Origin of the sequence: Catellatospora methionotrophica (assembly GCF_011297335.1) — a bacterium.
GTDB classification, from domain to species: domain Bacteria; phylum Actinomycetota; class Actinomycetes; order Mycobacteriales; family Micromonosporaceae; genus Catellatospora; species Catellatospora methionotrophica.
On sequence record NZ_JAAOTJ010000022.1, the window covers coordinates 49,197 to 63,706 of the forward strand.

The following is a 14,510-nucleotide window of genomic DNA, read 5'->3' on the forward strand; positions in this document are numbered from 1 at the left end:
TGACATGGGCATTGCGAAAACAGTCCAGGGGCTCGTCACGGGCCAGGTCCCGGTGCGGTTCACCGCCTACGACGGCAGCGTCGCGGGCCCGGCCGACGCCGCCGTCGGCTTCGAGGTGCGCAGCGAGCGCGCCCTGTCCTACCTGGTCACCGGCCGCCACGAGCTGGGCCTGGCCCGCGCGTACGTGTCCGGGGACCTGGAGGTGCACGGCGACATGTACGCCGCGCTCACCGCCGTCAACGGGCTGCAACTGGACCAGTCCTGGTCGGGGCGGTATCGCGCGCTGCGTGACCTGGGCGGCCTGCGGCTGCTCAACCCGCCGCCGCGCCCGCCGATGGAGGCGCGGCTGCGCGGCCGCCGCCACTCCAAGGAGCGCGACCAGGCGGCGATCTCCCACCACTACGACGTGTCGAACCGGTTCTACGAGTGGCTGCTCGGCCCGTCGATGGCGTACACCTGCGCGGTCTTCCCCGACGCGGCCGCGACCCTGGAGCAGGCCCAGTTCGCCAAGCACGACCTGGTCGCCCGCAAGCTCGACCTGCGACGGGGGATGCGCCTGCTGGACGTCGGCTGCGGCTGGGGCGGCATGGTGATGCACGCGGCCCGCGAGTACGGCGTCAAGGCGCTGGGCGTGACCCTGTCCCGGCGGCAGGCCGAGTGGGCGGCCAAGGCGATCGCCGACGCGGGCCTGTCCGACCTGGCCGAGGTCCGGCACATGGACTACCGGGACGTGCCGGTCAACCACTACGACGCGATCAGCTCGATCGGCCTGACCGAGCACATCGGGCGGGCGCAGCTGCCCGGCTACTTCCGGTTCCTGCAGCAGCGGCTGCGCTTCGGCGGGCGGCTGCTCAACCACTGCATCACCCGGCCCGACAACCGCGATCCGGGCCGCTACCGGCGCACGTTCATCAACCAGTACGTGTTCCCCGACGGGGAGCTGGAGGGCGTCGGCCACCTCATCGGCGTGATGAACGAGAACGGGTTCGAGGTCCGCCACGAGGAGAACCTCCGCGAGCACTACGCGCTGACGCTGGCCCGGTGGTCGGCGAACCTGGAACGGCATTGGGCGGAGTCGGTGCGCGAGATCGGCCAGAGCCGCGCCCGCGTCTGGCGGCTCTACCTGGCCGGCTGCCGGCTCGGCTTCGAGCGCGACCAGGTGCAGCTGCACCAGGTCCTGGGCGTACGCCTCGACCCGAACGGCGGCAGCGGCATGCCGCTGCGCCCGAGCTGGACCTGAGTCAGCGGGGCCCGGACGGGGCCCAGATCTTCGCGGTGATCGTCGTGCCCAGCGCACTGGAGTCGATGGTCAGCCGGTCGGAGAAGCACCGGGCGATCCACAGCCCACGGCCCGAGGTCTGGGTGCCCGACGGCGGCTGCCAGCCTGCCGTGTACGGCCGGGTCACCCCCGGACCGACGTCGCTGACCTGGCAGAACACCCACCCCGGGTAGCGGGACAGGCGCAGCCTGCCCTGCCCGTCGGCGTGCATGACGACGTTGACGACCAGCTCCGTGGCCACCAGCTCCAGTGCCCAGCCGACCGGCTCGGGCAGGTGCCACGCCTCGCCCAGTTCGTGGATGCGGCGGCGGATGCCGCGCAGGTCGACGCGCGTGAACGGGCCCTCGACGAGGACCTGGTCGTGCCGGGTCATCGGGGTCGGGCCGGCGGCGGAGGCGGCCGCCTCCTCGTGCTCGGGCACGGGCGGGGCGGGAGGTGGCAGCAGGTTCCGCCGTGGCCTGCGGTACGGGGCGGTACCAGCGGGGGTGCCGTAGCGGGTTCTCGCGGCCGGGTTCATGCGTCACCTCGATCCGAAGGGTGCGGTTGACCTCTGGCCCATACCCATTCCCGCACGTTTTGATCGTCTATCAGGCGACCGGTCTGCCGGGCGTGATCAGCTCAGGCCGTACACGCGGGCCGCGTTGCCCGCACCGACCTGCTCGGCGACGCGCCGCGCGTCGGCCGGGGACGCCGCGCCGTCGGCGACCGTCTCGGCCAGCACCAGGTCCAGGCTGTGCCGCAACTGGGCGGCGGCGATCAGGTACAGCTCCGGCAGGCCGTACGCGTCGGAAGAGTAGAGCACCTTGCCGAACGGGGCCAGCTCCAGGAACTCGCCGAGCACCGCCGTGGCCCGCGCCCCGAGCTGCGTCACGCCGAGCCCCACGTCGGCGTACACGTGCGGATAAACGCTGGCCAGCCAGCCCGCCTGACGGTGGTACGGGTAGCAGTGCAGCAGCACCAGGGGCACCCCGAACGGCAGCGTGGCCTCGCAGAACGGCTGCAGCAGCGCCGGGTCGGCACGGGCCAGCGCGACGTCGCGGTCGCCGAAGCCGGTGTGCAGCTGGATCGGCAGCCCCGCGTCGACCGCGCTCCACAGCATGTGGCGCAGCAGCACCGGATCGCTCAGCCGCCCGCCGTCGCGCAGCCAGCGCCCGGCCGCCGCGCTCACCTCGTGCGCCCTGGGCCGGGCCGGGTCCAGGTCCAGGCCGTGCCGGTACGCCGCGATCGACTTCGTCGCCACCGCCCCGGCCACCGCCTCGTCGAGTGCTGCGGCGAAGGCGTCGGCGAACCCGTCCGCGCCGGTTCCGGGCGCGACCTGCTCGGCCAGCAGCTCCAGGCGTACCACCGCATGGGCCGGGGCCTGTGCCAGCGTGCCCAGCACGCTGCGGTCCACCAGGCCGCCCGCGACCGGGCCGGTGTCCACCAGCAGCGCCGACAGGCCCGCCGCCCGCAGCATCCGGCCCGCGACCTCGTCCGGTCCGAGCCTGCGCCGCCGCCGCAGGTACTCCTCGACCGGGGCGTGCGCGGGCAGGTCCAGCACCGGTGCGCACCAGCGCCGCAGCGCCAGCCCCAACCGGCTGTCCAGGTAGGACGTGCCTGCGGCCGACGGCTCGTCGGCCTCGGTGCACCACAGCGCGAACGCCGCGTCGTCCAGCGGAGCCGTTGTGATCGTATGGCAGTGCCCGTCGATCAGCGGCAGATCCTCGGTCAGCGGCGCCATCGGCCCACGTCCACGAGCCGTGCGGTCAGTAGCGCGGGTCCGGGCGCGTCCACGGGCGGGGCGGTCAGTAGCGCGGGTCCGGGCGCGTCCACGGGCGGGGCGGTCAGTAGCGCCATCGGACCGCTTCCACGAGCTGGGCGGTGGTCAGGCGGCCGAGGGTGTCGGCCTCGGCGCGGTGGACCGCGCCGAACGCGTCCAGCAGCGGCTCGCCGAGCATCGCGACCAGGCCCGCGTCGGCGTGCAGGCGCTCGGCGGCCAGCGCGGGGGAGTCCGGCAGGCGCGGCGGGCGGCGCGCCTCGGCCAGCGTGAACGGGTCGACCCGCACCTCCTCCGGCAGCCGCAGACCGGCCCCGGCCGCATCCGTGACCAGCGCACAGACCGCACCCGCGACCAGGTACGGGTTTGCCGAGGCGTCCACGCACTTGATCTCGGCGTTCGCGGCGGTGTCGCGGGCGCCGGTCGCGCCGGTGACGAAACGCAGCGCCGCCTCCCGGTTCTCGTGCCCCCAGCACTGGTATGCCCCCGCCCAACGCTGCGGCGCCTGGCGCAGCGCGCTCGCGGGACTCGGCGCGCCCAGTCCCGCCAGCGCGGGCAGCCGCTGCAACACCCCGGCCAGCACGGACTCCCCGCGGCGCGTCATGCCGTACGGGCCGTCGCCGCCGGCGAGCAGGTTCACCCCGCCCGCCCAGGCCGAGAAGTGCAGGTGCATGCCGTTGCCGACCTGGTCCGCGACGGCCACCGGGGCGAACGAGGCCCGCAGCCCGTGCCGGTGGGCCAGCGCCCGGATCGTCTCCCGGACCAGCACCGCCCGGTCGGCGGCGGCGACCGGGTCCGCGTGCGCGACCGACACCTCCAGCTGCCCCGGGCCGTACTCCGGATGGAACTGCTCCACCGCCACCCCCTGCGCGGCGAGCGCCGCCAGCAGGTCCCGCCCGAAGTCCGACAGCTCCGCCAGCCGCGCCATCCCGTACGCCGGACCCTGCCCGGCGGGCGTCCCGTCGGGCCGCGCCAGATACCACTCGATCTCGTACGCCATCCGCAGGCGCAGTCCCGCCGCCCGTGCCCGCTCGACCATGCGCTTGGCGAACAGCCGCTGGTCCACCGGGTACGGCTCGCCGTCCTGGGTCCACCGGTCCACCGGCGCCCACGCCCAGCCGGGCATCGCGGCGAGCACCGTCAGCGCGTCCAGGTCGGGGTGCAGGCGCAGGTCGCCGACCGGGCCGCCGACCAGGTCACCCGAGGTGATGCTGTCGTCGACGCAGAACACGTCGTGTACCGGGGACATGCCCACACCCCAGGCGGCGGCGTGGTCGAGCCGTTCGGTGGGCACCGACTTGACCCTGGTCACGCCCGCGTTGTCCACCCAGGTCAGCGCGACGGCGTGGACGCCGATGGAGGCCAGCCGGGCCGCGGCCGCCCGCGCGGCCGTCCCGCGCGCGTCCCGGTCCAGCACCGGCTCCCACATGCCTGAATTCTCGCCGCCCGGCCCTTGCTCCGCTTCATGATCGCCGTTTCGTGTCAGAAGGCGGGGTCAGACCAAGGGTTTCGACCCGAAACGCCGATCATGAAGCGGGGTGGCGGCCGGTCAGTCGTCGAACTCGAAGCCGGTGGCTACGGCGAGGGCGACCAGCTCGCGCAGGCGTCCGGGGTCGGTGGCTGCGACGCTCATGCGCGCGCCCAGGTCCTCCAGCGCGGCGCGGTCCTGGCTTCTGGCGCAGAACATGCCGGCCTCCGGGTCGTAGTCGACGCGCCCGTCCAGTTCGGGAGCTTCGTTGGCGACGATGAGCTCGGCGATGCCCTCCCAGAAGTATCCGTTGGGCTCGTGCCCGAGTTCCTGGATGAGGTCGTCGACGGCGAGGCCACCCGTGTCAAGCAGCAGCGAGAACTCGCCGGGGTCCGTTTCCATGAGCGTGAGCGGCTTCATCGGCGAAGCGTCCCACACCCGGCGAATCTCGACAGCCGGTTCGCCGGGCTCATGATCCGTTTTTGTGGACGATGGACGCCCCTATAGGGGCCGTGAGCGTCCACGAAAACAGATCATGCTCGCCCGCGCACCGTCCAGGCGCGGGCGGTCAGGGGGATCGTGCCGTCGGGGGCGGTGGGCAGGTTGGTGCGGAGCAGGGCGCGCAACGCGGCGCGGTGGTCGTCGGGCAGGCCGCGCAGGTAGCCGGGTGCGGAGCCCTGTCCGCCCAGGAACGGCTCCCAGTAGTCGGCGAGGTCCGCGAACACCGTCGGGACCTGCACCGACTCGACGGCGACCGCCTGCAAGCCGGCGTCGGTCCACAGCGCGCGCAGCGCGTCCGGGCCGCACACCGACGGGCGGCGGCCCTCGTCCCAGGCGGCCGAAGCGGGGTCGAGTGCGGCGGCGGCGTCCCAGAAGTGCCGCATCATCGCCATACCGTCGGCGTAGTCCCAGACGTAGGCGGCGGCGACGCCGCCCGGCCGCAGCACCCGCGCGATCTCGGCGGCGGCCTCCGGCGGGTCGGGCACGAAGTTCAGGACGAGGCCGCTGACCGCGACATCGACGCTGCCGTCCGGCAGTGGCAGCGCCTTGGCGTCGCCGACCTGGAAGACCGCCCGCGCGTCGCCGATCCGGGCACGGGCCAGGTCGACGAACGGCTCGGACCTGTCGACCCCGGTGATCCGCGCGGGTTCGGCCGTGGCCAGCACGGTCTCGGTGAGCGCGCCGGTGCCGCAGCCCACGTCGAGCCATTCCCGCCCGGCGGGCACGGCCAGCCGCCGGACGAAGGCCCGCGCGACGAGGCGGCTCCACCGGCCCACATAGGCCTCGTAGGCGTCGCCGTCGGCGAAGGTCGCTTGCGTCATCCGGTCACGCTATGCCAACCGCGAACCCGCTTCCAGGGGCAAGGCGACAACGGACCGGCAGGCACATCGGCCGGACGGGCGTCACGGCACACCGCGATGTCGGCTATTTCTCGGTGACGAAGACGCCGACTCCTGCGAGTCCTTCCACGAGCCCGACGGCTTTGAGCCACTGGATGGCGTTACGGACGACCGTGATCGACACGCCGTATTGCTGACGCAACTCGGCGGTGCTCGGCAAGCGATCGCCCGGCTTGAGTCTTCCGGCGGCGATCTGGCCGCTGATGTCGTCGATCAACGTCTGCGTCTTCGATTTCGGCATGTGTGCTCCCTGGTCCGCAGCCCTCAGTTGACCACGATCATGGTGCGTCTGCCAACACCACGAGGTGCCCTCCGGCTACTTCTGGTTGCCTTATGCATAAGGTTGGGCTAGGTTGATGAAGCCACCCTGGTCCGCAGCCACGGGCGGCGACAGCTGCGGTTCCATGGCTCGCACCCCGTGAATCGCAGTGGAACAGCCGGGCCGGCTGGCGGGTTCACCAGTCGGCCCGGCTGCGGTGATCGACGTGCCGGAAAGGGGCCGCCGTGACGCGAGGACTCATGGGGTCGAAACCAGAGGTCCAGATGAGCCTGCCGATGACGCACGACTTCGGCTCGTCGGTCGAGGCAGGTCGTGACGGCCCTCTCGTGCTCACGGTCGACGTCCCCGGGGTGCGGGTCGCCATCTCGTTCGGAGAGGGTTCGGGCCTCGCCGGGTTGGAGGCGCTACGCCGATTCGCAGCGGCGGTCCAGGTCTTCGCGACGATGGCCGAAGCGCGCGAACTGCAACGCGCCATCGCCCCCAGGCTCGTCACCAACGCCGACCTCCTGCACATCGCCGACTTCCTCCGCGACGACGGCGCGCCCAGCGACGATGATCGGCGTTTCAGGTCGATACATGGACTCCGGCCGCACTTTCCGACCCGAAACGACGATCAAGGCTGAGTGCGCGGCGTCAGCGCCCGAGAAGCGGACTAAATGGCCTAAAGTTGTAATAATGGGCGTGTAATACGACACGAGCCCCAAAAGTCTCTGTACCCTCGCCCGAGTTGCGTGAGGTGACGACGACCGGGGGACTGCCCGCATGAACGCTCGCAAGATCGCGCTCGCCGGCGAGTCCATCCTGGTCGCGATCCTGCTCGCCATCATGGGTGTGGTCGCCGCGTGCCAGCACACCAGCGGCCCGGTCCTGCCCGCCTCGTCCGCCCCGCTGGGCCCGGTCATCACCGAGCCGGAGGCCGACGGCGAGCTGCTCAGCGGCGCGGACGTGCACATGGAGACCAGTCCCATGCAGGACGTCGACGCGGGCAGCGAGCACGTCTGCACCGACTGGGAGATCTGGACGGCCAAGCCGCACGAGCGCGTATGGTTCGCGAGCTGCATCGGCGGCGTGCAGAAGACGCACACCCACTTCGGCGACGGCGTCTTCGAGAACGCCTTCTCGGCGCGCCGTGACCTGCCCGGCGACCGCGACTACGAGCTGCGGGTGCGGCACAAGGACAGCAGCGGCAACCCGGCGACGGAGTGGAGCCCGTACACCTCCCGGCCGTTCCGGACCGACAAGGAGCGCAAGCCGCTGCCCGGCGCGCCGCAGTGGGTGGTGGCCCAGCCGGGTTACAAGGTCGAGGAGGTCGCGTCGGGCTTCGAGCTGCCGGTGAACCTCGCCATGGTCCCGTCGCATGCCATCGCGCCAGACAAGCCGATGTTCTACGTCACCGAGCTGTACGGCACGATCAAGGTGGTGCGCGGCGACCTGAAGGTCGGGGTGTACGCCAAGAACCTGTTGAACTGGGACCCGTATGCGGACTTCCCCGGCACCGGTGAGATCGGCCTGACCGGGGTGGTCGTCGAGCCGGTCACCGGCGACGTGTTCGCCAGCATGCTGTACCAGGTCGGGGCGGAGTTCTTCCCGAAGGTCGTGCGCATCCACAGCGAGGACGGCGGCCTGACCGGCAAGACCGTCACCACCGTGCTGGACCTCAAGGGCGACCCGCTGGTCGCCTCGCACCAGATCTCGAACCTGACCATCGGGCCGGACGGCAAGCTCTACATCCACATCGGTGACGGCTTCGTGCCGACCAGCGCCCGGGACCTGAACGACAGCCGGGGCAAGGTGCTGCGGGTCAACCTGGACGGCACCGCTCCGGAGGACAACCCGTACTACGACCCGGCGGACAAGAGCAAGATCAAGGATCTGGTCTTCGCGTCGGGGTTCCGCAACCCGTTCGGCGGGGCCTGGCGGGCCGCGGACGGCCAGCACTACTCGGTGGAGAACGGCTCGACCAACAACGACCGGCTGGCCCGCATCCTCAAGGGCGTCGACTACGGCTGGAACTCCAACACCTCCAGCCTGAAGAAGAAGGCGCTCTACAACTGGGCGCCGACGCACGCGCCGGTGGGCATCACCTTCGTGCAGAAGGAGGGCAACCAGACGGCGGGCTTCCCGGAGGACAAGCTCGGCAAGGCGTTCGTGTCGGAGAGCGGCCCGACCTACGGCACCGGTCCGCAGCTGCGGGGCAAGCGCATCGTCGAGTTCACGTTCAACGCGAACGGCTCGGTCTCCAAGCCCAAGACCCTGGTCGAATACAACGGGTACGGCAAGACGACGGTCGCCGGGATCGCGGCCGGACCGGACGGGCTCTACTTCTCCGGGCTCTACCCCGACCAGGGCTACAACCCGGTCCTGCCCACCGCGAAGATCTACCGCGTGCGGTACGCGCCGCAGGCCGCGGGCGCCAAGCCCAAGCCGGTCGCGGCGAAGGAGTCCTGCACCGACGGTGACCTGCAGGTGATCGCGCGGGCGTCGAAGACCGACGTCAAGCCCGGCGTCCCGATCACCTTCACGCTGGTGCTGAAGAACCTGTCGAAGCACACCTGCAACCGCGACATCGGCGCCAGCGCGCAGGAGCTGTTCCTGATGCACGGCACGGAGAAGGTGTGGTCGTCGGACCACTGCGGCGCGCCGACAGGCAAGCAGGTCACCGCGCTGGCGGCGGGCCGGGAGATGGTGTTCACGGTGCCTTGGAACGGCAAGTCCAGCAGTGCCTGCGCCAAGGGCCAGGTGCGGGTGGCGACCGGTCCGGTCCCGGCGGACGGCTCGTACCAGCTGTTCGCGCGGGTGGGCTCCGATCGCAGCGTGCCGGTCTCGATCAAAATCCACTGACGGGCCGGTCTCGCGACACACCCGGCGCGGCGTCCATCACGGACGCCGCGCCGTCGCGTGTCTCCGCTGTGTAGGAAACCTTCGTTCTTCCACAAAATTCGGTAGGCATCTTTCATTGACCTATCGACAGTCGTTATAGTGCGCCGACGCATCCCCTCCACCCCCTCTGCGAGGTGCTCATGCTCGGTAACCCCACCGTGCGCCGCCGTACCCTGCTGGCCGCCGCGGCCGGATTCGCGGCCGCCCCGTTCGCCGCAGGCCCGGCCTTCGCCGCCAACCCGAAGGTCTACCTGGACCCCGGCCACGGCGGCACCGACCCCGGCGCGGTCGCCAACGGCCTGCAGGAGAAGGCGCTCACCCTGAACATCGCCCTGCAGATCCGCAACATCCTGCAGGCCAACTACGCCGTCGACGTACGCATGTCGCGCACCACCGACGCGACCGTCAGCCTCGCCCAGCGCACCAGCGACGCCAACGCGTGGGGCGCGACGATCTTCGTCAGCGTGCACATCAACTCCGGCGGCGGCACCGGCTTCGAGAGCTACCGCTACCTGACCTCCGACGCGGCGACCGTCAACCTGCACAACGCCCTGCACTCGCGCTCGCTGAGCGGCATGCGCACCGTCGGCTCGGTCACCGACCGGGGCCTGAAGACGGCGAACTTCCACGTGCTGCGCGAGTCGAACATGCCCGCGGTGCTCACCGAGAACCTGTTCATCGACACCCTCGCCGACGCGAACCTGCTCAAGCGCGCCGACTTCCTGGCCGCCGACGCGCTCGGCCACGCCAACGGCATCGCGGCGCACCTGGGCCTGACCGCGCCGCCGCCCACGTTCAGCACCATCGTCGACAACACCACCGCGGGCCGGTTCACGGCCAGCGCCAACTGGGGCACCTCGACGTTCTCCGGCCAGCGGTACGGTGCCGACTACCGCTACGCCAACCCGGTGCTGGCCAGCGACGCCGCCTGGTTCAAGGTGAACATCCCGGCCACGGCCAACTACCGGGTCGACGTATGGCACGCCGCCGACCCCGGCTACAGCGCCTCCGCGCCGCACATCGTGGCCACCTCCGGCGGCAACCAGACCGTCAACCTCGACCAGCGCACCGGCGGCGGCGCGTGGCGCTCGCTGGGCACGTTCAACCTCGCCGCAGGCGACCGCAACCTGGTCGGCGTGAGCCGCTGGACGAGCGCGGCCGGCTACGTCATCGCCGACGCGGTACGCGTCACCCGCGTGTAGCGGCGGCCGAAGCTCCGTCCATGCTGTTGGATCGGTGTGGACGGAGCTTCGGTGTGGACAGGGGAATGCGATGGGTGGACGGGAACTGGCCAGCGCGGGGCTGCTGTTCCTCGCGGAGCGGCGGCTCGCGACGCTGACGACCCTGCGGCCCGACGGCACCCCGCACGTCACCCCGGTCGGCTTCACCTATGACGCGGCGACCGGCCTGGCCCGCGTCATCTGCGACGGCGCCAGCCGCAAGGCCGCGCACGCCCGGCGCAACCCGAACGTGGCCCTGTGCCAGTTCGAGGGCCGCTTCTGGCTGACCCTGCAGGGCGACGCGACCGTCACCGCCGATGCGGACCGGGTAGCCGACGCCGTCGCCCGCTACGCCACCCGCTACCGCGAGCCGCGCGTCAACCCGAACCGGGTCGCCATCGAGATCACCGTGACCCGCCTGCTCGGCGACTCCACGCTGCTCGCCTGAGCGGAGCGGCCACGCGGCAGGTCAGCCCAGGGGGTACTCCAGCCAGACGACCTTGCCGGTGCGGCCGGGCACCACGCCCCACCTGGCCGACAGGCCCTCGACCAGCCCCAGGCCCAGGCCGCCGTCGACGCCCGCCGAACGCCGCTGCGGCGGCACCGGGCTGCGGTCGGTCACCTCGATGCGCAGCCCGCCGCCGATCCGCGCCAGCCGGATCGCCACCGCCCCGCCACCGTGCAGCACCGCGTTGCTGACCAGCTCCGACGCGAGGATGAGCGCGTCGCCGGACGGGTCACGCAGCTGCCACGCGCCGAGCTGGGCCCTGACGAAATACCGGGCGATCATGCCGCTGGACCGGCCGCCCGGAAGCCGGATCGACGCTGCCGCCACGTCGCGGCCCTGCCTGCCTGATTCCATGACCCGCCTCCTCGTCTCCACCGGGATTCGGAGCACGGCGGCATCCGGATGGGTGGATACCCGGCGGCGATGGGGCACCCCTCGGCCGCCGGGGTACGCCGGTAGAGTCGGCGGCGTGCTGGACCGTCGCGCCCCCCGCTGCCTGCTCGCCCTGACCCTGGTGTTGAGCGGTGCGGCGTGCTCGTCGCCGCCCGCCGAAGCACCGGTGTTCACCCAGCCCAGCGGCACCGCCGCCGCCTCGGGAGCGCCGTCGACCGGCCCGTCGCTCGCCCCTTCGGCGAGCGCCAGTGCACGCCCGTCGGCGTCGCCGGTGGTGCGGGCCGCGCCGAGGAGCGCGCTGGCGGTGGGCGTACGCACGCTGACGTTCACCCGTGGCGACCGCAAGCTGCCGACGACCGTCTGGTATCCGGCGACCGGCAAGGCAGGCGGCTCGCCGCGCAAGGACGCCCCGGCCGCCGCCGGGCGCTTTCCCGTCGTGCTGTTCAGCCACGGCCTGCACGGGCTGCCCACGTACTACCAGCAGATCACGACCCGGCTGGCCGCCGCGGGCTTCGTGGTGGCGGGACCGGCCTACCCGTTCACCAATCACGACGCCAACCCGTTCAAGCAGTCCGACATGGCCAACCAGCCCGCCGACGGGTCGGCGGTGCTGACGGCGCTGCTGAAGCTGGACACCAAGGCGGGCGACCGGCTCGCCGGGCACCTCGACGGGGCGCACATCGGGGTGGCGGGCCACTCCGCGGGCGGGTTCACCTCGGCGGGCATGCTGGCGGGCACCCGGGACACCCGCGTCGACGCCGCCGTGGTGATCTCGGGCGGCTCGATGGGGGCGTTCAAGGGCACGCGTACGCCGGTGCTGTTCGTGCACGGTGACGCCGACGCGGTGGTGAATTATCAGACCGGGCGGAACGCGTACAACGGAACGTCCTGGCCGCGCGCCTTCCTGACGCTGCTCGGCGGCGACCACGGTGCGTTCCTCGGGCCCGGCGCGAAGGGTTTCGACCAGACCATGAAGACCACGACCGACTTCCTGCGCTGGGCACTGTGGGGCGACGCCGCAGCCAAGGGCCGCCTGTCCGCCGACGGCAACCGCGCGGGCGTGTCCAAATTCGAGGCGAAGCTGTGACCGGCCTGTCGCCCGGCGAGTGCCGGATCTACTGGGCCGATCCGGCCGACGAGCAGCCCTGGCACGAGCGGCTGCTGAGCGAGGGCGAGCGGGCGCGGCGCGCGTCGCTGCGCCGCGCCGAGGACCGCGCGCGCCAGACGGTGGCCGCGGCGCTGCTGCGCCTGCTGGCCGGGCGGCACCTGGACGAACGACCCTCGGCCGTACGCGTGGAGCGGGCCTGCACCGACTGCGCGGTCCCGCACGGCCGCCCGAGCGTGCCCGGCGGCCTGGACGTGTCGGTGTCGCACTCCGGCGACCGGATCGCGGTCGTGCTCAGCCTCGCCGGGCCGGTCGGCGTCGACGTCGAGCAGGCCCAGCCGCAGCGCGACATCCTCGGCGTGGCCCGGCTGGCGCTGTCCGAGGCGGAGATCGCCGCGTCGGCCCCGCTGGACCAGGACGGTTTCTACACGTACTGGACGCGCAAGGAGTCGGTGCTCAAGGCCACCGGCGACGGGCTGCGGGTGGCGATGACCAAGATCGAGGTGTCGACTCCGGCGCAGGACCCGCGCCTGCACCGCTTCGACGGGCGGCCCGACGTGGTCGCCGCAGCCCGCATGTTCACCCTCGCGCCGGGCGCGGGCTACCAGGGCGCGCTGACCGTGCTCGGCACCCCGTCGGCCGTCACCGAGCACGACGGGTCAGCGCTGCTGCGTCACCAGGCCGAGGGCTTGTAGTCCTTCAGGAAGCAGCCGTACAGGTCCTCGCCGAGCTCGCCGCGCACGATCGGGTCGTACACCCGGGCGGCGCCGTCGACCAGGTCCAGCGGGGCGTGGAAACCCGCGTCCGCGAGGCGGATCTTGGTCGGGTGCGGGCGCTCGTCGGTGATCCAGCCGGTGTCCACGGCGGTCATCAGGATGCCGTCGTCGAGCATCTCCCCGGCGCTGGTGCGGGTCAGCATGTTCAGCGCGGCCTTGGCCATGTTCGTGTGCGGGTGCCCCGGCCCCTTGTACTTGCGGCTGAACTGGCCCTCCATCGCCGACACGTTCACCACGTACTTGCGGCGCGCCGGGGATGCGGCCATCGCCGCCCGCAACCGGGCGACCAGCACGAACGGGGCGGTCACGTTGCACAGCTGCACTTCGAGCAGCTCGATCGGGTCGACCTCCTGGACGACCTGCACCCAGCTGTTGGTGGCGTCGAGGTCGGGCACCAGGCCGCCCGCGTCGATCGCCGAACCGTCGGCGATCCGGGCCAGGCTCGCCCCGCCCGTGGTCAGCGCCAGCGAGGTGACCAGCTCCGGGCTCAGCTGCTGGTGCGGCATCGCCTGGATGGCCGCCGCGGCCGGGCTCGACCCGGTGTAGTGGCCGAAGCTGATCAGCTCGGGCAGCGGCCCGTCCGGCAGCGGAGCCGACTCGGCCGCCAGCAGCTGCGCGTACGCCTGCGGAGACCGGCGGACCGTCTGCGCCGCGTTGTTGATCAGGATGTCGAGCGGGCCCTGCGCGGCGACGGAGTCCGCCAGCGCGACGACCTGGGCCGGGTCGCGCAGGTCGATGCCGACGATACGCAGCCGGTGCAGCCAGTCGCCGCTGTCCGGCATCGCCTGGAAACGGCGTACCGCGTCGGCGGGGAAGCGGGTGGTGATCGTGGTGTGCGCGCCGTCGCGCAGCAGCCGCAGCGCGATGTACATGCCGATCTTGGCGCGGCCGCCGGTGAGCAGCGCGCGGCGGCCGGTCAGGTCGGTGCGGGCGTCGCGGCGGGCGTGGTTCAGCTCCGCGCACGGCGGGCACAGCTGGTGGTAGAAGGCGTCCACCTGCGTGTACCGGTCCTTGCAGGTGTAGCAGGCGCGGGCCTGGCGCAGGTGGCCCGCGATGTCGCCCTTGGTGGGCGAGGTCAGGCCGAACACGCCCGCGGTCTCGTCGTCGATGCGTCCCGGCGCGCCCGTGGCGGTCGCCGCGGTCACGGCCTCGTCCGCGGCGAGGATCTCCTCGCGCTTGTCCCGGCGGCGCTGCAGCTTGACGCTCTTGAACAGCCGACCCACCGCCCGGCGCACCGCCACGGCGTCCGGGTGCTCGGTCGGCAGGTCCTCGACCTCGGCCAGCACGCTCAGGCACACCTCAAGGCGCGCAGCATCGATCCCGGTGCGCTCCTGCTCGCTGATCGTCATCCCGCTGCCCGTTCCGTGCTAGCCCACTACCTCGCCCGGAAACTGTACGCAAACGAACCCACGATGACCGCACCAGCCACCGAACCCGCCCCACCA

Annotated in this window: 15 protein-coding genes; 7 read left to right on the forward strand and 8 right to left on the reverse strand. The window is 72.2% G+C overall.

Going from position 1 to position 14,510, the window contains the following annotated elements:
• Positions 1 to 4 precede the first annotated feature (4 nt).
• Complete coding sequence (locus HAV40_RS32540; protein WP_166388119.1) at positions 5 to 1,240, forward strand: SAM-dependent methyltransferase; 1,236 nt, start codon at positions 5 to 7, stop codon at positions 1,238 to 1,240.
• Between the two features lies 1 nt (position 1,241).
• Here the strand turns inward: HAV40_RS32540 and HAV40_RS32545 are convergent, their stop codons facing one another.
• From HAV40_RS32545 to HAV40_RS32570, 6 genes are all read right to left on the reverse strand, one after another.
• Positions 1,242 to 1,796: an ATP-binding protein gene (locus tag HAV40_RS32545; protein ID WP_166388120.1), complete on the reverse strand. Its 555-nt coding sequence runs from the start codon at positions 1,794 to 1,796 to the stop codon at positions 1,242 to 1,244.
• Between the two features lie 96 nt (positions 1,797 to 1,892).
• Positions 1,893 to 2,999: an amidohydrolase family protein gene (locus HAV40_RS32550; protein WP_166388121.1), complete on the reverse strand. Its 1,107-nt coding sequence runs from the start codon at positions 2,997 to 2,999 to the stop codon at positions 1,893 to 1,895.
• Between the two features lie 103 nt (positions 3,000 to 3,102).
• Positions 3,103 to 4,464 carry a type I glutamate--ammonia ligase gene (locus HAV40_RS32555; RefSeq protein WP_166388122.1) on the reverse strand — a complete coding sequence of 454 codons (1,362 nt, stop codon included), beginning with the start codon at positions 4,462 to 4,464 and terminating at the stop codon, positions 3,103 to 3,105.
• Between the two features lie 120 nt (positions 4,465 to 4,584).
• Complete coding sequence (locus HAV40_RS32560; RefSeq protein ID WP_166388123.1) at positions 4,585 to 4,923, reverse strand: Imm51 family immunity protein; 339 nt, start codon at positions 4,921 to 4,923, stop codon at positions 4,585 to 4,587.
• 113 nt (positions 4,924 to 5,036) lie between these two features.
• A complete protein-coding gene (locus HAV40_RS32565) occupies positions 5,037 to 5,825 on the reverse strand; it encodes a class I SAM-dependent methyltransferase (protein WP_166388124.1) in 789 nt (262 codons plus the stop codon).
• 103 nt (positions 5,826 to 5,928) lie between these two features.
• On the reverse strand, positions 5,929 to 6,144 hold the full coding sequence (locus tag HAV40_RS32570) for a winged helix-turn-helix domain-containing protein (protein ID WP_166388125.1): 216 nt from the start codon (positions 6,142 to 6,144) through the stop codon (positions 5,929 to 5,931).
• Positions 6,145 to 6,446: 302 nt separating this feature from the next.
• Between HAV40_RS32570 and HAV40_RS32575 the strand changes: the two genes are divergently transcribed.
• From HAV40_RS32575 to HAV40_RS32595, 4 genes are all read left to right on the forward strand, one after another.
• Positions 6,447 to 6,806, forward strand: a complete 360-nt coding sequence (locus HAV40_RS32575) for a hypothetical protein (RefSeq protein ID WP_166388126.1) — start codon at positions 6,447 to 6,449, stop codon at positions 6,804 to 6,806.
• Positions 6,807 to 6,945: 139 nt separating this feature from the next.
• A complete protein-coding gene (locus HAV40_RS32580) occupies positions 6,946 to 9,024 on the forward strand; it encodes a PQQ-dependent sugar dehydrogenase (RefSeq protein WP_166388127.1) in 2,079 nt (692 codons plus the stop codon).
• Positions 9,025 to 9,203: 179 nt separating this feature from the next.
• Positions 9,204 to 10,265 carry an N-acetylmuramoyl-L-alanine amidase gene (locus HAV40_RS38185; protein WP_203671029.1) on the forward strand — a complete coding sequence of 354 codons (1,062 nt, stop codon included), beginning with the start codon at positions 9,204 to 9,206 and terminating at the stop codon, positions 10,263 to 10,265.
• Between the two features lie 70 nt (positions 10,266 to 10,335).
• The gene (locus HAV40_RS32595) at positions 10,336 to 10,731 is read left to right on the forward strand and encodes a PPOX class F420-dependent oxidoreductase (protein ID WP_166388128.1); all 396 of its coding nucleotides are present in this window, start codon (positions 10,336 to 10,338) and stop codon (positions 10,729 to 10,731) included.
• A gap of 21 nt (positions 10,732 to 10,752) precedes the next feature.
• On the opposite strand, the gene HAV40_RS32600 is transcribed toward HAV40_RS32595, so the two are convergent.
• On the reverse strand, positions 10,753 to 11,145 hold the full coding sequence (locus tag HAV40_RS32600) for an ATP-binding protein (RefSeq protein ID WP_166388129.1): 393 nt from the start codon (positions 11,143 to 11,145) through the stop codon (positions 10,753 to 10,755).
• A 115-nt stretch (positions 11,146 to 11,260) separates the two neighbouring features.
• On the opposite strand from HAV40_RS32600, the gene HAV40_RS32605 reads away from it, so the two are divergent.
• Both HAV40_RS32605 and HAV40_RS32610 read left to right on the forward strand, forming a co-directional pair.
• A complete protein-coding gene (locus tag HAV40_RS32605) occupies positions 11,261 to 12,271 on the forward strand; it encodes an alpha/beta hydrolase family protein (RefSeq protein ID WP_166388130.1) in 1,011 nt (336 codons plus the stop codon).
• Positions 12,268 to 12,984, forward strand: a complete 717-nt coding sequence (locus HAV40_RS32610) for a 4'-phosphopantetheinyl transferase family protein (RefSeq protein ID WP_166388131.1) — start codon at positions 12,268 to 12,270, stop codon at positions 12,982 to 12,984. Before HAV40_RS32605 ends, HAV40_RS32610 begins: the two co-directional genes overlap by 4 nt.
• Here the strand turns inward: HAV40_RS32610 and HAV40_RS32615 are convergent.
• The gene (locus HAV40_RS32615) at positions 12,963 to 14,414 is read right to left on the reverse strand and encodes an SDR family NAD(P)-dependent oxidoreductase (RefSeq protein ID WP_166388132.1); all 1,452 of its coding nucleotides are present in this window, start codon (positions 14,412 to 14,414) and stop codon (positions 12,963 to 12,965) included. The two genes, HAV40_RS32610 and HAV40_RS32615, sit on opposite strands and share 22 nt — an antisense overlap.
• Positions 14,415 to 14,510 lie beyond the last annotated feature (96 nt).